We start from the raw sequence: 19,064 nt of genomic DNA, 5'->3' as shown, positions 1-19,064 counted from the left end.
GCCTGCCCACGGGCGGAGCAGCCTTTCGACCGGACAGGATGGATCGATGGAAGAAACCTTAGCGGTCCGCAAACTGGACCGGCTCGGCGTGGTGCTGGTGACAACAGGCGTTGTCGCAACTGCGCTCCTGCCTTTCATCTATGTGAAGGCAAACCGCATCGCCGCCGGAAAGCCCATGCTGCTGACGCAGCTACTCAATCAACCCTCCGCCCTCATCCTGACGATCCTCCTGCTGGCCACGGCCTTTGCCGTACTTTTTCTTCAAAATGCGCTGCTGCGGCTGGTGATCGCCACCCTTTGTTTTGCTGCGCTGCTCGCGACCATTGGATTTGCAGCTTCGGCATTCACGCCACCGGCCAGCAATGCCGCGCGCATGACGCCGGGCGGTGGGTTCTGGGTGCTGTTTGCGGTGATCGGGCTCGTCGTTTCGGACGCGCTCGTGAAGATCAAGCTTACGCCGTGGATGCGTATTGCGGCCCTTGTCGCCTACACCGGATTGCTCGGCATCTTCCTGGCTTCCGGACTGCTCGACGATCTCTCGATCATGAAGGAATTCGCGACCCGATCCGCGCAGTTCTGGACGGAAGCGGTCGCCCATTTGCTGTTGGCACTCGGCTCACTGGCGATCGCCATCGTCATTGGCCTGCCGCTCGGCATCCTGTGTTTCTGGGTTCCAAAGTTGCGTGCCGTCGTCCTGCAGGGCCTCAGCCTCATCCAGACGATCCCGAGCCTTGCGCTCTTCGGCATCCTGATGCTGCCGCTCGGCTATCTCGCGACGCACCTGCCCGCCGCCGCCTCGATCGGCATTCGCGGCATCGGCGCCGCGCCGGCGCTGATCGCGCTTGTCCTTTATTCTTTGTTGCCGATCGTGGCCAACACCGTCGTCGGTCTGCAGGGAGTCGATCCCTCGGTACGTGATGCAGCGGCTGGCATGGGATTGACGCGTCGCCAAATTCTGACCGGCATCGACTTGCCGCTTGCCTTTCCCGTCATTTTGACGGGCATTCGTATCGTCCTGGTGCAGGCGATCGGCTTGGTGACGGTCGCGGCCCTGATCGGCGGTGGCGGCTTCGGCATCTTTATCTTCCAAGGGCTCGGTCAAACAGCCATGGACCTCGTTCTGCTCGGCGCCGTGCCGACCGTCTTCTTCGCCTTTTCTTCGGCCGTCATCCTCGATGCGGTCATCGACAGCATACGGGGATCCGCCGCATGAGCATGATCGAAATCAGGAACGTCACCAAGCGCTACGGCACGGCGGCCGTCGTCGACAACGTCTCGATGGAAGTCGAGAAAGGTTCGATCACGGCTGTTGTCGGCACCTCCGGCTCGGGCAAATCGACGCTGATGCGGATGATCAACCGTCTCGTGCCGATCACGTCGGGCGAGATCTTCGTCGGCGGGCAGAACATCATGGACGTGCCGGTGACAGAATTACGCCGCAAGATCGGCTACGCGATCCAGGGGCACGGCCTCTTTCCGCATCGGACCGTTTCGCAAAACATCGCGACGGTGCCGCAGCTTCTTGGCTGGGATACGGCGAAAATCAAGAGCCGCGTCGAGGAACTGCTCGGCCTGTTCAACCTCGATCCCGCGACCTTTGCCGAAAAGTATCCGCACCAGCTTTCCGGCGGGCAGCAGCAGCGAGTCGGCGTTGCGCGGGCGCTCGCCGCGGAGCCGGAACTGCTGCTGATGGACGAGCCGTTCGGGGCGCTCGATCCCGTCATCCGCGGCAAGGCGCAGGACGATCTGCTGGCGATCCAGAAGCAGTTCGGTACGACAGTCGTCCTCGTCACGCACGACATGGACGAGGCCTTCCATCTCGGCAACCAGATCGCCGTGATGAGCGCCGGCAAGCTGCTGCAATGCTCGACGCCAGAAAAGATCCTGACCGAGCCGGCCGATCCCTTCGTGCAACAATTGACCGGCACCTCCGACCGGGCGCTGAAGCTGATGTCGCTGCTGCCGCTGAAGGAAAGCATGGAGCCGGCAAAGTCAGGCCTCGCTTACGCATTGCCGCAGTCGCTCAGCCTGCGAGATGCCCTGGCAGAGATGATCTGGCAGGGCGTTGGCGAAGCCGCCGTCCAGAATGCGGACAAGGCGCCTGTCGGCTCGATCTCGATGACGCGATTGCTCGAACTGGGCCGGAAGGCATGAAGTTCGTCCTTGCGAACCTCTTCCGTGCTGCCGCACTGGTCCTGCTGCTGATCCTCTTGTTCCGGACGGAGTGGCTGTCCTTCCTGCTCGTACCATTGACGAGCAACAATGCGCCGGCGGTCTATACCCAAAACAGCCTTCCGCATCTTGCCGCCTCGCATCTCTTTCTCGTGGCGATCTCGATCGTCGGCAGCGCCGTTCTCGCGATCCTCGGCGGCATATTCGTCACCCGCAAAAGCGGCGAGGACTTCCTGCCGCTGTCCCGGGCGATCGCCAATGCCGGCCAAACCTTCCCGCCGGTGGCAGTGCTCGCCCTTGCCGTGCCTGCAACCGGCTTCGGCGCCGGGCCAACGTTGATCGCGCTCTTTCTCTACGGCCTCCTGCCGATTTTCGAAAACACCGTCTCCGGCCTCAAGCAAGTCTCTCCCTCCGTGCTGGATGCCGCCGACGGCATGGGCATGAATGGCACGCAGCGGCTCTTTCAGGTGGAATTGCCGCTTGCCCTGCCGCTGATCCTCGAGGGTCTGAAGGTTGCGACCGTCATCAACATCGGCACGGCAACGATCGGCTCGACGGTGGCCGCCAAGGGCTTGGGCGAAGTCATCATTGCCGGGCTGATCTCCGACAATACCGCCTTCATCCTGCAAGGCGGCCTGATCGTCGGCCTGATGGCGGTGTTGATCTATGATGCGATGGGGCTGATCGAAAACGCCATCACTGAAAGAATTGGCTTGCGCCAGGCATGAGGCGACGGCTACCAAGGCTGCCGTGATATCGGCAATGGGAGGCAGCCTTGGCCAAGATGATCCACTCCATGATCCGCGTTCTCGACGAGGCGCGCTCGGTCGAGTTCTACGGCAAGGTCTTCGGCCTCAAGGTCGCCGATCGTATCGATTTCGACACCTTCACCCTGATTTACATGAGCAATGACGAGACCGGCTTCGAGCTGGAGCTGACGGTCAATAAGGGGCGCATCGAGCCTTATGACCTCGGCAACGGCTACGGGCATCTTGCCCTCTCGGTTCAGGAAGTGGAGATGGAGCACAAGCGTCTGACGGAGGCGGGATTGAACCCCGGCAAGATCGTCGAGCTCAATCGCGACGGCAAGTTGCTGGCGCTGTTCTTTTTCATCACAGATCCCGACGGCTACAAGATCGAAGTCCTGCAGCGTCACGGCCGTTATCTCTAAGAGCTTCACATGATTGAAAAGACCGAATTGAACCGTGGCTGGACGCTCTCCTGCAACGTTGCCGGTCGACGCGACCTGCCGGCCGAAATTCCTGCACAGGTGCCGGGTTGCGTACATCTCGACCTTCTGGCCAACCGTCTGATCCCGGACCCCTATCTCGACGTCAACGAGATCACCAACGACTGGATCGGCAAGGAAGACTGGACCTATCGCTGCAGCTTCGATGCAGTGCCGGATGCCGGAAAAGTCCAGGTTCTGGTGTTTGAAGGCCTCGATACGGTCGCGACGATCGTGCTGAACGGCGAAGAGTTAGGCCGCACCTTCAACATGCACCGCACCTATCGCTTCGACGTGTCGGAGCGGCTGAAGCAGGGCGCGAATGAACTCGTTGTGACCTTCCGCTCCCCTTATGCCTACGGCGCCGAGATGGAGGCGCATTACGGTTACCGGCCGAACAACTATCCCGGCCCTGGCAACCTGATGCGCAAGATGGCCTGCAACTTCGGCTGGGACTGGGGTCCGACGCTGGTGACCTCGGGGATCTGGAACCCGGTGCGGCTGGAAAGCTGGGAGCGGGCGCGGCTTGCGGAGACGCGGGTTTCGGCGACGCTTGCAGGCGGCGAGGGGCTCGTGACGGTTCGCGCTCGTATCGAGCGCCGCGACGGCGCTGGCGCGAAGATCGTCGCGAGCATTGCCGGCGTCAGCCACGTCGCCGAGTTGGCGGAAGGAGCCGATGCGGTCGAGTTCCAGCTGACTGTTCCAGCGCCGCAGATCTGGTGGCCGCATCACCTTGGCGCACAGCCACTCTACCCGCTGCAGGTCGAATTGCGGAATAGCGTAAGCGACGACTTACTCGACAGCTACTCTAAGCAGATCGGCTTCCGCTCCGTCAGACTCGACACAGCACCCGATGAACACGGCTCCGCCTTTACCTTCGTCATCAACGACGTGCCGCTTTTCCTCTGCGGCGCCAACTGGATTCCGGACGACTGCTTTCCGCCACGGGTAACCGCCGAGCGCTATGCTTCCCAGATCGAGGAGGCGAAGGCTGCAAACATCAATCTGCTGCGCGTCTGGGGCGGCGGCATCTTCGAGCGAGACGAGTTCTACGAGACCTGCGACCGCGCGGGGATGCTCGTTTGGCAGGACTTCCTGTTTGCCTGCGCCTCCTATCCGGAAGAACAACCGTTGCACAGCGAGGTCGAGGCGGAGGTGCGCGACAATGTGGTGCGCCTGATGCCACATCCGTCGCTGATTGTCTGGAACGGCAACAACGAGAACATCTGGGGCTTCGACGAATGGGGATGGCGCCCGATCATCAAGGAGGGCGTAAGCTGGGGGCTCGGCTACTATCTCGATGTTCTGCCAAAGCTCTGCGCCGAGCTGGACCCAGATCGGCCGTATTATCCGGGCAGCCCCTACTCCGGGACAATGGAGATCGAGCCGAACGCGGACGAGCACGGCTGCAAGCATATCTGGGATGTCTGGAACGATGTCGGCTACGAGGTCTATCGCAACTACATCCCTCGCTTCTGCTCGGAATTCGGCTGGCAGGCGCCTCCGAACTGGGCGACGATCGAGGAAAGCGTCCATGACACGCCGCTGACACCTGTTTCGAACGGCGTATTCCATCATCAGAAGGCGACACAGGGCAACGACAAGCTGATCCGCGGTCTCGCCGGGCATCTGCCGGTGCCACGGACGATGGACGACTGGCATTTCGCGACGCAGCTCAACCAGGCACGCGCCATCCGCTTCGCGATCGAGCACATGCGCTCGCACCGCGCCATCTGCAAGGGCGCCGTCGTCTGGCAGTTCAACGACTGCTGGCCAGTGACCTCATGGGCGGCGCTCGACTCGGCAGGACGGCGCAAACCGCTCTGGTATGCGATGCAACAGGCATTCGATCCCAGACTGCTGACCATCCAGCCACGCAATGGCGGGCTGGCAGCCGTCGCCGTCAACGAGCGCACGCTGTTCTGGCGGGCGAAGATATCGGGCAAGCGCCTGCGGCTTGATGGTACGGTGCTCGCCGAATTCGAGTTCTGGCGGCTGCTCTGCGACCGCTTCGAAGCGAAGGAGTTTCCGCTGCCGGCGGATATCGCAACGCCGGACAATGCCGGTGACGAGCTGATCGTCGTGCAGATGCTCGACCGGCGCGCATTCCATTATTTTGTCGAGGACATCGATTTGAAGCTCCCGGCACCGCGGGCGTCAATCGAGCTAACTGCCACGACGGATGGATATGCGGTGAAGGTGACAGCGGAGACCCTGCTGAAGGACCTTTGCCTGATGGCCGACCGGCTCGATCCTGATGGCGTCGTCGATTCGATGCTGGTAACGCTGCTGCCGGGGGAAAGTCACATATTCGCGCTACGGACTGCAAAAGCGATGTCGGTAAGCGACATCAGCATTGGCACCGTGTTGCGCTCCGCCAACGATCTCGTCGCCACACACTGAAAAGGCCCCGTCTGCGACGGGGCCCATCCAGGTCGTTTTACCACGCCGCGCGCCAAGTGGGCAGAGTGCGGCGCAGCGCATCTACGCGCGATCAAGGGACCGCGCGTGTGCGGACGACGTTACATCCAGTAGGGAGGCACGCCGTAGTAGTCGTAAACTCGGCGGCCATTATCGTTGTACCAGGTGTCGTCATCGTCCGCATAGCTCGGCGCGCCCTCGATCTGATCCTTCGTCAGATCGATGCGATAGCCGTCCAGCTGGGTATCGTAGGTCAACTTTTCCCACGGCAGCGGATAGTGATCGTGGCCGATGCCCAAGAAGCCGCCGAACTCGAGTACGGCATAGGCAACGCGGCCATCCTGCTTGCCGAGGATCAATCTTTCAATAGAGCCAATATGCTTGCCATCGGCTCCATAGACGCGGGTGCCTTCCACGCGGTCGCTGGCAATCAGTGTCGGTGTGTCCTTCACATTTGGGTCACGGCGGGTTTTGTCAGCGTCCTGATGCAGCATGGTGCACCTCCTTTTGTTTCCTCGTGGTTGGCCCACGGAGAAAAAACGCTGCCCCGCACTCGATGTTCCCAATTTACTCACAGCAACCGCCAATACATGATTATTGACGTTTACGTTAAGGTTAGTGTAGCTCTATTCTCAGCTTGAACCATTCAGGCGATGACATAAGCTGCCGCGTTGGAAGATGGAGGATCGTCCAATCGGCTTGCCGGTGGGACCGGCCGGCAGCGACAGGGAGAGAGACCATATGAACAGCATTTCCGTCCATCCAGGCGGTGCGAAGCCCGAAAAGCCCTGGCTTGCGACCTATCCCAACAGCGTGCCGGCAGAGCTTCCACCGCTGGAATACGAATCGCTTGCGGAACTGCTCGAGAAATCCTGCGCGCGCTATGCCAATCGCATCGCCTTTTCCAGCATGGGCAAGACGCTGACCTATGGCGAGCTTGAGAGCCAGACCCGCAAGATTGCAGCGTGGCTGCAGAGCATCGGCCTCGAGAAGGGTGACCGCGTTGCCGTCATGATGCCGAACGTTCTGCAGAATCCGGTCGCCGTTTACGGGATCCTGCGGGCCGGCTTCGTGGTCGTGAATGTCAATCCGCTCTACACACCCCGCGAACTGGAACATCAGCTGCGCGACTCGGGCGCCAAGGCCATCTTCGTGCTCGAAAACTTCGCGCGAACGGTCGAGCAGGTACTGGTCAAAACCGATGTGCGCCATGTCGTCGTCACGTCGCTCGGCGAGATCCTGGGCGCCAAGGGGCTGATCGTCAATCTGCTCGTGCGCAGGGTCAAGAAGCTCGTTCCTTCATGGTCTATTCCGCAGCACAAGACCTTCAAGCAGGTGCTCGCGGAAGGTGCCGGCCAACCTTTCAAACTTGTAAGCCTGACGGGGGGCGACATCGCCTTTCTGCAATATACCGGTGGCACGACCGGCATTGCCAAGGGCGCGGTGCTGACGCACCGGAACCTGCTCTCCAACAAGCTGCAGCTCGAACTGTGGCTGCGATCGGCTTTCGACAAGAAGCCGCGCCCAGAGGTTCTGAACTTCCTGTGTGCCCTGCCGCTCTATCATATCTTCGCACTGACGGTGAATTCGCTGATGGGCATGTCGCTCGGCGCCCACAATATCCTCGTCGCCAACCCGCGCGATATTCCGGCGCTGGTCAAGGAATTCGGCAGGGTGAAGGTCCACATCTTCCCCGGCCTCAACACACTCTTCAACGCGCTGATGAACAACGCCGATTTCGCCAAGCTCGACTTTTCCTCCATCGTGATGTCGCTCGGTGGCGGCATGGCGGTGCAGCGACCGGTCGCCGAGCGGTGGATGAAGATCACCGGCTCCCATATCACCGAAGGCTATGGTCTCTCCGAGACATCGCCGGTCGCCACCGCCAACCGCTTCGATTCGGCAGAGTTCACCGGTTCCATCGGGCTACCGATTCCATCCACCGATCTCGACATTCGCGACGAGGACGGCAATTCGCTGCCGCTTGGTGAGATCGGCGAGATTTGTATCCGCGGCCCGCAGGTGATGGCTGGTTACTGGAACAAACCGGAGGAGACCGCCCGCGTGATGACGCCGGACGGCTATTTCCGCAGCGGCGACATGGGCTTCATGGATGCGCGCGGCTACACCAAGATCGTCGACCGGAAGAAGGATATGATCCTTGTCTCCGGCTTCAACGTCTATCCGAACGAGATCGAGGAAGTGGCGGCGATGCATCCCGGCATCCTCGAGGCGGCGGCTGTCGGCATCCCCGACGGGCATTCCGGCGAAGCCGTGAAGCTCTTCGTGGTTCGCAAGGACCCGGCGTTGACGGAGGCAGACGTCAAGGCGCATTGCGCGGCAAACCTCACCAACTACAAGCGGCCGCGCTTCGTGGAATTCCGCACCGAACTGCCGAAAACGCCAGTCGGAAAAATCCTGCGCAAGGATCTGCGCGGCTAAGTTTGACGGTCGCGTGAAATTATGAGCCATCCGTTTGTTCAGATGACTTTTTTGCGTTCCGAGAGGTCGCCGAACTTGATTTGCGCCCTACAAAGCGAATAGTTTCCGCGACCCTCTCGCCCTGCAAAGGAGCCTCCCATGAATGCCATCGTCGAACAATTGAAGAGCACTGCAGCCGCCACCAAGGCAACCGATCTGCGCGCCGCCTTTGCCGCCGACCCGCAGCGTTTCTCGCGCTTCAGCGTGTCGCTCGACGACCTCCTGATGGATTATTCCAAGACGGCCGTGAACGACGAGATCCTGGCTCTCCTGGTCAAGCTCGCGGAGACGGGCGGCGTTGAAGTCAAGCGTGACGAAATGTTCGCCGGCAAGGCGATCAACTTCACCGAAAACCGAGCCGTTCTGCACACGGCGCTACGCAACCGCTCCAATACGCCGGTGCTTGTCGACGGCAAGGATGTCATGCCTGATGTCAACGCCGTGCTTGGCGCCATGGGCAAATTCGCCGATGGCATCCGCTCTGGCAGTCTTAAGGGCGCGACCGGCAAGGCCATCACCGACGTCATCAACATCGGCATCGGCGGCTCTGACCTCGGCCCCGTGATGGCAACGCTGGCGCTGGCGCCCTTCCATGATGGACCGCGCGCGCATTTCGTTTCCAACATCGACGGCGCCCATATCGCCGACACGTTGAAGCTCGTTCAGCCCGAGACGACACTGTTCATCGTCGCCTCCAAGACCTTCACGACCGTAGAGACGATGACGAACGCGCAAACGGCGCGCAAGTTCATCGCCGACGCGCTCGGCGAGGCCGCCGTCCAGCATCATTTCGCTGCCGTTTCGACCGCACTCGACAAGGTCGCGGCCTTCGGCATCGAGAGCGAACGCGTCTTCGGCTTCTGGGACTGGGTGGGTGGCCGCTACTCCCTCTGGTCGGCGATCGGCCTGCCGATCATGATCGCCATCGGCCCGGAAAATTTCATCAAGTTTCTCGAGGGCGCCCATGCCGTCGACAACCACTTCCGCACCGCACCGATCACCAAGAACTTGCCCATGCTGCTCGGCCTGATCGGCTTCTATCACCGCAATGTACTCGGCTATCCGACCCGTGCCGTCCTGCCCTACGACCAGCGCCTGTCGCGCTTCCCGGCCTATCTGCAGCAGCTCGACATGGAATCGAACGGCAAGGGTGTTACGATCGACGGCACGCCCGTCGAGGGTAATTCCGGTCCTGTTGTCTGGGGCGAGCCCGGCACCAATGGCCAGCACGCCTTCTACCAGCTGATCCACCAGGGCACGAGCGTCATCCCGGCCGAATTCATGATCGCGGCGAACGCCTTCGAGCCAAATCTGCGCCACCAGCACGAGCTTCTGATATCGAATGTGCTTGCGCAGTCCGAAGCGCTGATGAAGGGCCGTACCTTCGACGAGGCGAAGAAGCAGCTGACCGACAAGGGCATGGACGACAAGAAGGCCGACTTCATCGCACCGCACCGTGTCTTTACCGGCAACCGCCCGTCGATCACCTTCGTCTACGACAAGCTGACGCCCTACGCGCTCGGTCGCCTGATCGCGCTCTATGAGCACCGAGTCTTCGTCGAAGGCGTGCTGTTCCGCATCAACTCTTTCGACCAGTGGGGCGTCGAACTCGGCAAGGAACTGGCGACTGGTCTGCTGCCTGTCGTGGAAGGCAAGGAAAGCGCTGCCGGCCACGACTCCTCGACGCAGGGCCTCGTTGCCGCACTGGCAAAACTTGCCAAGTAACAGAGCATTGAGATCAAAAAGCTCCCGCGGCTGGCCGCGGGAGCTTTACACAGTCTGGGAATTGACTTGAGGGCTTAAAGCCCGTCCTCTAGTTCGACCTCTTCGGGAAGCCTCGACATATCAGTCGATTGTGAACCTGAGTCGATCCGACGATGGCAGCGGCGACATCCGCGGCTAGTTCGTCATCTCCGCGACAGCGGACGAAGCCTTCAAGCACCACGAAATCGCCAAGCATTGAAACAACGATCTGCGTGCTGTCGAACTCCGATGACGCTTCCAGTGCGCACTTGACCGCGGCTTTGGTCGCCGCCGAACAATGTCCGGCTTCGACGCTGCTGAGCGACCAGCCTTGACCATCAACGCGTAGAACCATTTCTTCTCCTCCAACGTTAAACGCTGAAGCTACAGGCCGCAATATTAGCAGTCTATTAAGTATGACATGCGCCGGCATTTGTCTTGTGGTAGCGCTTGGTCAATGTCGAAATTCGGCTTCACGATGCGTCTTAGGTACATCGCTATAAGGAGAGGTTGAATGGATGTGACCGACGACGAGCTTCTGAATTTCGAAGCACATGGCGCAGCGCCCCTGCCAAGGCCGCAGCGCGAAGGCTTCGTCGAGAACGACGGCGCTTGCATCTGGTATGCGACCTACGGTTCCGGCCCAGCCGTGATCCTGCTGCATGGCGGGCTCGGCAATGCGGGGAACTGGGGCTATCAGGTGCCGGCACTGGTCGCCGCGGGCCGACAGGTCGTCGTTATCGACAGTCGCGGCCACGGCCGCAGCACGCGCGACATGCGCCCCTATCACTATGCCCAGATGGCAGGCGACGTTCTTGCGGTGATGGATTGCCTTGAGCTTACGAAGTCCGCCCTTGTCGGCTGGAGCGACGGGGCCTGTACGGCGCTGATCCTCGCCGACCAGCGGCCAGAGCGGGTACCCGGTGTGTTTTTCTTCGCCTGCAATATGGATCCCAGTGGCACGCTTGAATTCAAGCCGACACCGGTCATCGATCGCTGCTTCAGTCGTCATCGGAAGGATTATCAGGCGCTATCCGCCACGCCCGATGCCTTCGAGAGCTTCGTGGGCGATGTGTCGAAGATGATGGCAAGCGAGCCAAACTATACGGCTACCGATCTCGCTGGCATCAAGGTGCCGGTCGCGGTCGTGCTCGGAGACAATGACGAGTTCATCAAGCGCGAGCACGCCGATTATCTGGCCCGCAGCATTCCCGATGCCGAACTCATCCTGCTTCCGGAGGTCAGCCATTTCGCGCCGCTGCAGCGGCCAGAGCACTTCAACCGCGAAGTGCTCGCCTTTCTCGATCGGCTATAGCCTGTCTCAGAGGCCGATTTCTTTCGCCCAGGGCGGATTGGCGCCGGCGCGCGAGACGGTGACGGCAGCGGCCTTGGCACCAAGCGAAAGCGCGTTCTGCAGCGCCTTTTCGCTGAGCGAAGCGACCTTTTCCTTGGTCAGGAGATCGTCGATCTTCAGCGAGGCAAGCACGCCGGCATCGAAGGTGTCGCCAGCGCCGACGGTATCGACGACAGTGACGCGCTCGCTCGGCACGGTGACCTTGCGCTCGTTGGTGTAGCCCGACGCGCCCTCGGCACCCTTGGTGATGACCACGAGCTTGGCGCCCTGCTTCAGCCAGTAGGCCGCCAGGTCGTCATGGCTGCCTTCGAGGCCGAACCATTCCAGATCCTCGTCAGAGAATTTCAGGATGTCGGACTTCGCCGCCATGCGCTTGATGCGCGCCATATGGGCGTCCTTGTTCTTGATGAAGCCCGGGCGGATGTTCGGATCGAGCGAAATCACCCGCTTGTTGCATTCGCGGTCGAGCAGCGCCTCATAGGTCTCGCCGCAGGGGCTCGGGATGAGACTGATCGCGCCGAAATGCAACGCCTCGCAATCGTCGCCGAGGACAGGCAGATCGTCGGTCGTGATCATGCGCCCGGCCGTGCCTTCGTCGTAGAAGGCATAGGTTGCCTGGCCGTTGACCAGCTTGACGAAGGCGACCGTCGACGGGCGTGGGGTGATGGCGCAGAGGCTGAAGTCGACATTGCTCGCCTTCAGCGTATCGCGCAGGATTTCGCCCATCATATCGTCGGCGAGGCCGGTGAAGAAGGCTGTCGGAATGCCGAGGCGTCCGAGTGCGATCGCCGTGTTGAAGATCGCGCCCCCTGCATATGGAGCGAAGCCCTTCTCGCCCAGAGTCGTCTCCCGCGGCAGCATGTCAATCAGCGCTTCGCCACAGCACAAAATCATTCCGGCCTCCCAAGCATTACGATCCATCGATGCTCAAATCGATTAGATAATTTCGTGGCAAAAGCAAAGCGCCGCGACGCAATTCTTCATTCAAAGTGATGAAATGCCGCCATTGCGTCCCGACCAGGCAAGCGGCGCATCGAGGAAGGCTTCGACTTCGCTCAAGGTCTTCTCGTCGAACAGCTTTTGCGCCTTGGCGACGGCCAGCACATCGCGCCAGGTGGCGATATAGTGCAGCTTCACCTTGCCATCGGCAAAGCGCAGCGCGCCTTCATCGAAAATACCGTAATAGAACAGGGCGATACCATGATCGACCACGCCGCCAGCAGCCCTGACGGCATCGATGAACTTGAACATGCTGCCGCCTGCCGTCGTCAGGTCCTCGATGACGAGGACGCGTGAGCCCTCCGGCATGTTGCCTTCAATCTGCGCGTTGCGGCCATGACCCTTCGGCTGCTTGCGGACATAGATCATCGGCAGGCTGAGGCGATCGGCGAGAAGGGCTGCAAATGGGATGCCCGCAGTCTCGCCACCGGCCACGCAATCGAACTGCTCGAAACCGGCTTCGCGCAGAACGACGCTGGCGGCGAAATCCATCACGGTCGAGCGCACGCGCGGAAAGGAGAGCAGCTTGCGGCAATCGATATAGACCGGGCTCGCCATGCCGGAGGCGAATTTGTAGGGCTGCGCTGCATTGAAGTGCACCGCCTTGATCTCCCAGAGCATCTTCGCCACGAGTTCCGCCATCACGGCGCGGTCGGTGAATGTCGTCTGGATCATCGCTCTCTCCTTTGGTCAAATTTATGGGCCAATAGCAGCAAGCGCGGCAGTTTTCCAGAACGGCGAGCGATTCCACGCCGTCAATGAGGGCAAAAAACGCGACAGCGCTTGAAGACGTCGGCCGGGCATCCGTCCAGAGGTGCCTGAAGGCACCGCCTTCGTTGCGCTGAGCCAGCAATGCATCAATTCTTTCAGTTATTTGCGCTTGCGCGCCGGCGCGGCGGCGATATCGTCACGTCATGGAGCATATTGAGGTTTTTCAGCGGCTCGGCGTCGCCCTTGCTATTGGCCTGCTCGTCGGGGTCGAGCGGGGATGGCAGGAGCGCGACATTCGCGCTGGCGGCAGAGCGGCGGGCATCCGGACGTTCGGCCTTACCGGTTTTCTCGGCGGAATAGCCGGAACGCTTCAATCGATGACCGGCCCATTTTTGCCTGCGACGATCGCCGTGCTTCTGGGGGCCATTTACATTGCCGGCAAGTGGCAGGAGACGAAGGAAAACGAAGACTACAGCATCACCTCGGTCGTAGCCGCCCTGGTGGTGTTCGGGCTCGGCTTTCTGGCAGCTGTCGGCGACATCGTTACCGCGGCAGCCGGCGGTGTCGCGACCACGGTCATTCTTGCGGCTCGCCATAGCCTGCATGGCTTCCTCAGAGGATTGACGTGGGTGGAGCTCCGCTCGGCGCTGGTGCTGCTTGCAATGACCGTCATCGCCTTGCCGCTATTGCCTAACAGGGCGTTGGATCCCTGGGGCGCGCTCAACCCCTACTCGCTCTGGCTGCTGACGATCACCATCGCAGCCCTGTCCTTCGCCGGCTATGCCGCCATTCGATTGATGGGCCCGGGCCGTGGCGTTCTGCTGGCAGGTGCCGCGGGCGGGCTTGTCTCGTCCACCGCCTTGACGCTTTCCTTCGCCCGCTATTCGGCGAAGGCGCCGGAGGGCGCACGCCACCTTGCGGCAGGGGCAGGCATTGCCGGCGCCCTCTCCTTCGTCCGCGTTCTCGTTATCGCCAGCGCGCTTTCCTTCACCTTGCTGGCGCCCCTCGCCGCCGCGCTGGTCCCTGCAATCATCGGTTTCCTGGCAGCGGCGCTGTTTTCGGTCTGGCGTTCGGAGACCGCGACAAAGGCGCCGGAGATCGACCTCAAGAACCCCTTCGAGCTCACCACGGTCATTTCCTTTGCTCTGCTGCTCGGCCTGATCAGTCTCGTGTCGAAGATCGCGATCGAATATGTCGGCCCGTCCGCGCTCTTCGTCGTGGCGGCGATCTCCGGCCTCGTCGACGTCGATGCCATCACGCTATCCACCGCGCGCCTCGCCGGCTCGACGATCGACGTGATTAAGGCGGCTGACGTCATTCTGATCGCCGTCGCGGTCAACGCGGTGACAAAGGTGGTGCTTGCCTTCACCGCCGGCCGGCGGGAGTACGCGATGGCGCTCGGGCTGGCTTCGGTCGTGGCGGTCGCGCTCGGAGCCATCGGCTATTTCGCGGCGCGCAGCTTTTTGCCGGCCTGAAGCAATTGGACCGGCGTGACCAGTTCCACCAGTCGCCCTGACTACGACAACCGGCCGATATCGATCGGGAGCATTCGCTGATAAAGCGCAATCGCAGCCCGTCCCTCGGTATCATCCAGCGAGATCGCATAGCGGACGGCGGCTGCCAGCAGCTGCATGGTCAGCCTGGCAATGGCGACAAGTTCGCCCTTGCTCCGCCCTGGTTCCAGCGTGGCGAGAACCGAAAGCAGCGCCTGAGCATGAAACTCCATGTCCTCGGCATCGATCTGTTGCAGTAGCCGATCGGCCTGGGTGGCGACCCAGATATCGCGCATCACCGGCTCTTGCCGGAAGAAGTCGTAATACTGGTCGGCGATGTTACAAAGTGCCTGCCGCAGCGTCGCCGCGTCCCTTACCGCCGCAAGCTCGGCTTCGACGCAGGCCCTGCCCTGCTCGTTGAAGCGTTCGGCCAGTGTGCGGATGATCGAGCTTTTGTCCGGGAAATATTGGTAGAGCGCCCCGAAGGATAGCTCTGCCTTTTCAACGATCTCGCTCATCTTCAGCGCATCGCTGCCATTCTTTTCGATGAGCTCGAGCGCCACCGAAAGGATCTTCTCGAAGCGCTCCCGCCCGCGCTTCTGCTGCGGAATCCTGCGCGGTTGGCCGATTGATTCCGGCCGTCTTCTAGGGCTCACGGAAACCTCTTCGCCCATTCCACTCTCCGTTTTCTTCTTGACGATGAAAATAAGAGAGCTTATCTCATTTTACAAATGAGAGACTTTCTCTTGTTTTTGCCGGAGGTGTATTCTTATGCGGCATTCCATTCTCATCGACGCGCGGGACCCAGTAAATTTCGACCGCCCCGCCAAGGATTTTCGGCCCCATCTGCGTGATGCTGCCGCCAATGGCCCGTGGAGGATATGAAAATGACACTGGTTCTCGGGATCGTTCTGGCGGCGGCTGCGATCGGTAGCGGCCTCGTCGCCGGCATCTTCTTTGCCTTTTCGACCTTCATCATGACGTCGTTCGCCCGCATTCCCGCCGAACAGGGCATAGCGGCCATGAACTCCATCAACGTCACGATCGTGCGCTCGCCCTTCATGCTGCTTTTCGTGCCGACCGTGGTCCTCTGCCTTGTGATCGCTGCCTTCGCATTCTTCAACTTGCGCGAAGGCATCAGCGTCTGGATGCTGGCCGGAGCGGTGCTCTATATCTTTGCATCGTTCCTCTCGACGATCGTCTTCAACGTGCCGATGAACGACGCGCTGGCGAAAGTCGGTGGTGGCGGCGCCGAGGCGACCGCGCTCTGGGCGAGCTATCTCAAGGATTGGACGTGGTGGAACCATGTGAGGACAATCGCCTCGCTGCTCGCATCCATGGCCTTCGTCCGCGCCTTGATGCTCATCTAAACGGGAGGGACTGCAGTACGCGCGTTCTCAGACAGTTTGCCGCCCTTAAAGAAGGGCGGCAGAAAATTGCGTGTTAATAGAACGCTTTAGCGCTCGACATCCCAATGGAGCGGGAACATCGGATCGAAAACCGTAACGGAGCCAGCGCCGGTTTCGATCTTGGCGGGAAAACTGACGGGGTCGTTACGCTTGACCAGCGTTATTCTCTCTTCATTGACCGGCAGGTCATACCAGGTAGGTCCGTTCAGCGACGCGAAGGCTTCGAGCTTGTCGAGCGCATTTTCCTGCTCGAAGACATGCGCAAGGCAGCTCATCGTATTGATCGAAGTATAGATGCCGGCGCAGCCGCAGGCACATTCCTTCAAGGGATCGACATGCGGCGCCGAATCCGTACCGAGGAAGAAGCGCGGATCGCCACTTGTTGCAGCGGCACGCAGCGCAAGACGATGGTTTTCGCGCTTGGCCACCGGCAGGCAATAGTAGTGCGGGCGAATGCCGCCGACGAGGATGGCGTTGCGGTTGATGATCAGGTGGTGGGTGGTGATCGAGCCTGCGAGACCACCCTTCGCGGACTTGATGTAGTCGATGCCGTCCTTCGTGGTGACGTGCTCCATCGTCACCTTGAGTTCGGGCAAGCGCTTGCGGATCGGATCGAGCACCGTCTCGATGAACACCGCTTCACGGTCAAAAATGTCGACCTCAGGCGTCGTCACCTCGCCGTGGACGCAGAGGGGCAGGCCGATCTTGGCCATGCGCTCCAGCACCGGCATCGCCTTTTCGATGTCACGCACCCCGCCATGTGAATTGGTCGTGGCACCGGCCGGGTAGAGCTTGACCGCCGTGATCAGCCCATTCGTCTTGCCGGCCTCGACATCATCGGGATTCGTATGTTCCGTCAGGTAGAGCGTCATCAACGGCTGGAACTTGTCGCCCTTCGGCAGCGCTGCCATGATCCGACCGCGATAGGCTTCGGCGTCCGCCGTGGTCACCACCGGCGGCACGAGGTTCGGCATGATGATCGCGCGGGCAAAGTCGCGGCTGGTATCGCCGATCACACCTTCCAGCATGGCGCCGTCCCGCAGGTGCAGGTGCCAATCATCTGGGCGACGGATGGTGATCGATTGCATGCGCTGGAACTCCGGAGGCTGGCCTATAAGGTTCAGCCCTGCGCATTATCACCCCGAAGCGGGCCATGGCAAACACTTTGCCCGCGACACTCAGGCTGGTGCTGCACCATATTCGTTGGAGCCGGGCGTGCCGGGGGTGAGATACCACACGAGCAGAACGATCCAGCCCACCAGCGGAATGATGCCGACGAGAATCCACCAACCGGAGCGGCCGATATCATGGAGGCGGCGGACCGCCACGCCGAGACCCGGAAGCAGCACGGCAAGCCCATAGACGGCGCCGAGTATTTCGCGGCCGAAGAGAAGATAGTCGACGGCGCCCAGAATCACCGTGGCGATGACGTTGAAGAGCGCAAACCACCAAAATTCCGGGCGACCGGCGCGGCCGCTGAAAACCGCGTATTTAGAGAAGACTGATGAGACTGCTTCCGTGAAACTCATGCGCTCTTCCTTCATGTCCACACAGGGTGCCAAACCGCAAAAGTTGTATTGAAGGTGAGCCTGCAACGATTCCATCAGGCGATGCAAGTCCCGGCATTCAGCCAGACCGCCAGACAGGTCAGGCGATCTCGAGCGTCACATCGGCCCTGCGGCGATTGCCAAGAATCAATCGACCATTAGGCAAATCGTTGCCGTAGACCTTGGCGCTCGCTTCTTCCTCTGTCAGCTTGTAGCCGCGCCAACGCGCCCACAGCCGTTCCTCGAGCACCTCGATCGGCGGGGCGAGCATGACAGAGTAGTCGAAGATACCTTCGAGCTCTGCCCATTTGCCCTGGCTGAAGAGCAGGTAATTGCCCTCGACGATAATGAAGCGATGCTCCGGCGAAACCACACGCGCCGAGGCGATGGCGATTTCCCTGGACCGGTCAAAGACGGGGATCAGCACGTCCTGGTCGGCGGGACGCACGGCCCGGATGATATCGAGAAAGCCCCTGACGTCGAAGGTTTCCGGGATACCCTTGCGCGCCAGAAGACCGCGTTCAATGAGGATGGCATTGTCCATATGGAAGCCATCCATCGGCAGGACCTCGGCCGTTTCGCCCCTGGCTTTCAGTGTGTCGGCCAGGTTGTCCGCCATGGTGGACTTGCCAGCGCCGGGCGGGCCGGCGATGGCGATCAGGAAGCGCTTGGTGTCACCGGCGCGATCGATGACCTCGCCGGCGATTTCATCGATCGTTGCACTCATGCGGCAACCGGCTCCGTCGGCGCGGCTTTGGCGCCGGTCATGAAGGCCACCGCATCGGACATCGTGTATTCCTTCGGATTGATGACCGTCAGGCGGCGACCGAGCCGGTGGATATGGATACGGTCGGCAACCTCGAAGACATGCGGCATGTTGTGCGAGATCAGCACGATCGGCAGACCGCGCGAGCGCACGTCCAGGATCAGTTCCAAGACCTTGCGGCTTTCCTTGACGCCAAGGGCAGCCGTCGGCTCGTCCATGATGACGACCTTGGAACCGAAGGCTGCAGCACGCGCGACCGCCACACCCTGCCGCTGACCGCCCGAGAGCGTTTCGACGGCCTGGTTGATATTCTGGATGGTCATCAGGCCAAGCTCGGAAAGCTTGGTGCGGGCGCGATTCTCCATCTCCGGGCGATCGAGCATGCGAAACCAACTGCCAAGGATGCCCGGCCGACGAATCTCTCGGCCGAGGAACATGTTGTCGGCGATCGAAAGCGCCGGTGATAGAGCGAGGTTCTGGTAGACCGTCTCGATACCGGCATCGCGCGCCTCCATCGGAGACTTGAAATGCACAGGCTTGCCTTCCAGCGTGATCTCGCCCTCATCGGGGCTGATGGCGCCCGAGATCGCCTTGATGAGCGAGGACTTGCCGGCTCCGTTGTCGCCGATGACTGCCAGGATCTCGCCGGGGTACAGATCGAAATCGGCATGATCGAGTGCGGTAACGCGTCCGTAGCGCTTGACCAGACCGCGTGCCGAGAGGAGAGGTTCGTTCGCCAT

At 61.0% G+C, this 19,064-nt stretch carries 19 protein-coding genes; 10 read left to right on the top strand and 9 right to left on the bottom strand.

The genetic code is table 11. From position 1 onward, the window contains the following. Nucleotides 1-46: 46 nt before the first annotated feature. Genes RHIBUN_RS0105470 through RHIBUN_RS0105450 form a run of 5 tightly spaced genes read left to right on the top strand, consistent with a single transcriptional unit; the run spans nt 47 to nt 5,803 of the window. Nucleotides 47-1,213, top strand: a complete 1,167-nt coding sequence (locus RHIBUN_RS0105470; protein ID WP_025658777.1) for an ABC transporter permease — start codon at nt 47-49, stop codon at nt 1,211-1,213. Next, entirely contained in the window at nt 1,210-2,154 is a 945-nt protein-coding gene (locus RHIBUN_RS0105465; RefSeq protein ID WP_025658776.1) for an ABC transporter ATP-binding protein, read from the top strand. The genes RHIBUN_RS0105470 and RHIBUN_RS0105465 overlap by 4 nt, the downstream gene beginning before the upstream one ends. Beyond that, nucleotides 2,151-2,900 (top strand): ABC transporter permease, encoded by a 750-nt coding sequence (locus RHIBUN_RS0105460; protein WP_025658775.1) that lies wholly within the window; start codon nt 2,151-2,153, stop codon nt 2,898-2,900. Before RHIBUN_RS0105465 ends, RHIBUN_RS0105460 begins: the two co-directional genes overlap by 4 nt. Before the next feature lie 47 nt (nt 2,901-2,947). Then, nucleotides 2,948-3,343 (top strand): VOC family protein, encoded by a 396-nt coding sequence (locus RHIBUN_RS0105455; RefSeq protein WP_025658774.1) that lies wholly within the window; start codon nt 2,948-2,950, stop codon nt 3,341-3,343. 9 nt (nt 3,344-3,352) lie between these two features. Further along, the gene (locus RHIBUN_RS0105450; RefSeq protein ID WP_025658773.1) at nt 3,353-5,803 is read left to right on the top strand and encodes a glycoside hydrolase family 2 protein; all 2,451 of its coding nucleotides are present in this window, start codon (nt 3,353-3,355) and stop codon (nt 5,801-5,803) included. Between the two features lie 119 nt (nt 5,804-5,922). Here RHIBUN_RS0105450 and RHIBUN_RS0105445 read toward each other — a convergent pair whose 3' ends face one another. After that, the gene (locus tag RHIBUN_RS0105445) at nt 5,923-6,315 is read right to left on the bottom strand and encodes a PRC-barrel domain-containing protein (protein ID WP_018857676.1); all 393 of its coding nucleotides are present in this window, start codon (nt 6,313-6,315) and stop codon (nt 5,923-5,925) included. Between the two features lie 247 nt (nt 6,316-6,562). On the opposite strand from RHIBUN_RS0105445, the gene RHIBUN_RS0105440 reads away from it, so the two are divergent. Both RHIBUN_RS0105440 and pgi read left to right on the top strand, forming a co-directional pair. Next, nucleotides 6,563-8,263: a long-chain fatty acid--CoA ligase gene (locus tag RHIBUN_RS0105440; RefSeq protein ID WP_025658772.1), complete on the top strand. Its 1,701-nt coding sequence runs from the start codon at nt 6,563-6,565 to the stop codon at nt 8,261-8,263. A gap of 138 nt (nt 8,264-8,401) precedes the next feature. Beyond that, complete coding sequence (gene pgi, locus RHIBUN_RS0105435) at nt 8,402-10,027, top strand: glucose-6-phosphate isomerase (RefSeq protein ID WP_025658771.1); 1,626 nt, start codon at nt 8,402-8,404, stop codon at nt 10,025-10,027. Nucleotides 10,028-10,115: 88 nt separating this feature from the next. Here the strand turns inward: pgi and RHIBUN_RS0105430 are convergent, their stop codons facing one another. Further along, nucleotides 10,116-10,400 (bottom strand): BON domain-containing protein, encoded by a 285-nt coding sequence (locus RHIBUN_RS0105430; protein ID WP_018857679.1) that lies wholly within the window; start codon nt 10,398-10,400, stop codon nt 10,116-10,118. 159 nt (nt 10,401-10,559) lie between these two features. Here RHIBUN_RS0105430 and RHIBUN_RS0105425 point away from each other — a divergent pair, with 159 nt between their 5' ends. Further along, a complete protein-coding gene (locus RHIBUN_RS0105425) occupies nt 10,560-11,360 on the top strand; it encodes an alpha/beta hydrolase (protein ID WP_025658770.1) in 801 nt (266 codons plus the stop codon). Between the two features lie 6 nt (nt 11,361-11,366). On the opposite strand, the gene RHIBUN_RS0105420 is transcribed toward RHIBUN_RS0105425, so the two are convergent. Then, complete coding sequence (locus RHIBUN_RS0105420) at nt 11,367-12,293, bottom strand: carbohydrate kinase (RefSeq protein WP_025658769.1); 927 nt, start codon at nt 12,291-12,293, stop codon at nt 11,367-11,369. 90 nt (nt 12,294-12,383) lie between these two features. After that, nucleotides 12,384-13,073, bottom strand: a complete 690-nt coding sequence (locus RHIBUN_RS0105415; RefSeq protein ID WP_025658768.1) for an orotate phosphoribosyltransferase — start codon at nt 13,071-13,073, stop codon at nt 12,384-12,386. 239 nt (nt 13,074-13,312) lie between these two features. On the opposite strand from RHIBUN_RS0105415, the gene RHIBUN_RS0105410 reads away from it, so the two are divergent. Further along, nucleotides 13,313-14,584, top strand: coding sequence for an MgtC/SapB family protein (locus RHIBUN_RS0105410; RefSeq protein WP_025658767.1), 1,272 nt, complete (start codon nt 13,313-13,315; stop codon nt 14,582-14,584). A gap of 41 nt (nt 14,585-14,625) precedes the next feature. Here the strand turns inward: RHIBUN_RS0105410 and RHIBUN_RS0105405 are convergent, their stop codons facing one another. After that, nucleotides 14,626-15,276, bottom strand: a complete 651-nt coding sequence (locus tag RHIBUN_RS0105405) for a TetR/AcrR family transcriptional regulator (protein WP_025658766.1) — start codon at nt 15,274-15,276, stop codon at nt 14,626-14,628. Nucleotides 15,277-15,489: 213 nt separating this feature from the next. Between RHIBUN_RS0105405 and RHIBUN_RS0105400 the strand changes: the two genes are divergently transcribed. After that, nucleotides 15,490-15,972: an anthrone oxygenase family protein gene (locus RHIBUN_RS0105400; RefSeq protein ID WP_025658765.1), complete on the top strand. Its 483-nt coding sequence runs from the start codon at nt 15,490-15,492 to the stop codon at nt 15,970-15,972. Nucleotides 15,973-16,058: 86 nt separating this feature from the next. Here the strand turns inward: RHIBUN_RS0105400 and pyrC are convergent, their stop codons facing one another. From pyrC to RHIBUN_RS0105380, 4 genes are all read right to left on the bottom strand, one after another. Beyond that, entirely contained in the window at nt 16,059-17,099 is a 1,041-nt protein-coding gene (gene pyrC, locus RHIBUN_RS0105395; protein WP_025658764.1) for a dihydroorotase, read from the bottom strand. 90 nt (nt 17,100-17,189) lie between these two features. After that, complete coding sequence (locus RHIBUN_RS0105390) at nt 17,190-17,540, bottom strand: DUF805 domain-containing protein (protein WP_025658763.1); 351 nt, start codon at nt 17,538-17,540, stop codon at nt 17,190-17,192. A gap of 118 nt (nt 17,541-17,658) precedes the next feature. Beyond that, entirely contained in the window at nt 17,659-18,285 is a 627-nt protein-coding gene (locus RHIBUN_RS0105385) for a nucleoside triphosphate hydrolase (protein WP_025658762.1), read from the bottom strand. Continuing rightward, nucleotides 18,282-19,064 (bottom strand): ATP-binding cassette domain-containing protein, encoded by a 783-nt coding sequence (locus RHIBUN_RS0105380; protein ID WP_018857689.1) that lies wholly within the window; start codon nt 19,062-19,064, stop codon nt 18,282-18,284. Before RHIBUN_RS0105380 ends, RHIBUN_RS0105385 begins: the two co-directional genes overlap by 4 nt.

The organism is Rhizobium sp. IBUN (genome assembly GCF_000510625.1).
In the GTDB taxonomy this organism is placed as follows: domain Bacteria; phylum Pseudomonadota; class Alphaproteobacteria; order Rhizobiales; family Rhizobiaceae; genus Rhizobium; species Rhizobium altiplani.
This window is presented reverse-complemented; position numbering and strand designations above follow the sequence as displayed.

Excerpts from the sequence above, each read along its gene's own strand:
- RHIBUN_RS0105470 (WP_025658777.1), top strand. The coding sequence starts at position 47 with ATGGAAGAAACCTTAGCGGTCCGCAAACTGGACCGGCTCGGCGTGGTG.
- RHIBUN_RS0105465 (WP_025658776.1), top strand. The coding sequence starts at position 1,210 with ATGAGCATGATCGAAATCAGGAACGTCACCAAGCGCTACGGCACGGCG.
- RHIBUN_RS0105460 (WP_025658775.1), top strand. The coding sequence starts at position 2,151 with ATGAAGTTCGTCCTTGCGAACCTCTTCCGTGCTGCCGCACTGGTCCTG.
- RHIBUN_RS0105450 (WP_025658773.1), top strand. The coding sequence starts at position 3,353 with ATGATTGAAAAGACCGAATTGAACCGTGGCTGGACGCTCTCCTGCAAC.
- RHIBUN_RS0105445 (WP_018857676.1), bottom strand. The coding sequence starts at position 6,315 with ATGCTGCATCAGGACGCTGACAAAACCCGCCGTGACCCAAATGTGAAG.
- RHIBUN_RS0105440 (WP_025658772.1), top strand. The coding sequence starts at position 6,563 with ATGAACAGCATTTCCGTCCATCCAGGCGGTGCGAAGCCCGAAAAGCCC.
- pgi (WP_025658771.1), top strand. The coding sequence starts at position 8,402 with ATGAATGCCATCGTCGAACAATTGAAGAGCACTGCAGCCGCCACCAAG.
- RHIBUN_RS0105430 (WP_018857679.1), bottom strand. The coding sequence starts at position 10,400 with ATGGTTCTACGCGTTGATGGTCAAGGCTGGTCGCTCAGCAGCGTCGAA.
- RHIBUN_RS0105425 (WP_025658770.1), top strand. The coding sequence starts at position 10,560 with ATGGATGTGACCGACGACGAGCTTCTGAATTTCGAAGCACATGGCGCA.
- RHIBUN_RS0105420 (WP_025658769.1), bottom strand. The coding sequence starts at position 12,293 with ATGATTTTGTGCTGTGGCGAAGCGCTGATTGACATGCTGCCGCGGGAG.
- RHIBUN_RS0105415 (WP_025658768.1), bottom strand. The coding sequence starts at position 13,073 with ATGATCCAGACGACATTCACCGACCGCGCCGTGATGGCGGAACTCGTG.
- RHIBUN_RS0105410 (WP_025658767.1), top strand. The coding sequence starts at position 13,313 with ATGGAGCATATTGAGGTTTTTCAGCGGCTCGGCGTCGCCCTTGCTATT.
- RHIBUN_RS0105405 (WP_025658766.1), bottom strand. The coding sequence starts at position 15,276 with ATGGGCGAAGAGGTTTCCGTGAGCCCTAGAAGACGGCCGGAATCAATC.
- RHIBUN_RS0105400 (WP_025658765.1), top strand. The coding sequence starts at position 15,490 with ATGACACTGGTTCTCGGGATCGTTCTGGCGGCGGCTGCGATCGGTAGC.
- pyrC (WP_025658764.1), bottom strand. The coding sequence starts at position 17,099 with ATGCAATCGATCACCATCCGTCGCCCAGATGATTGGCACCTGCACCTG.
- RHIBUN_RS0105390 (WP_025658763.1), bottom strand. The coding sequence starts at position 17,540 with ATGAGTTTCACGGAAGCAGTCTCATCAGTCTTCTCTAAATACGCGGTT.
- RHIBUN_RS0105385 (WP_025658762.1), bottom strand. The coding sequence starts at position 18,285 with ATGAGTGCAACGATCGATGAAATCGCCGGCGAGGTCATCGATCGCGCC.
- RHIBUN_RS0105380 (WP_018857689.1), bottom strand. The coding sequence starts at position 19,064 with ATGGCGAACGAACCTCTCCTCTCGGCACGCGGTCTGGTCAAGCGCTAC.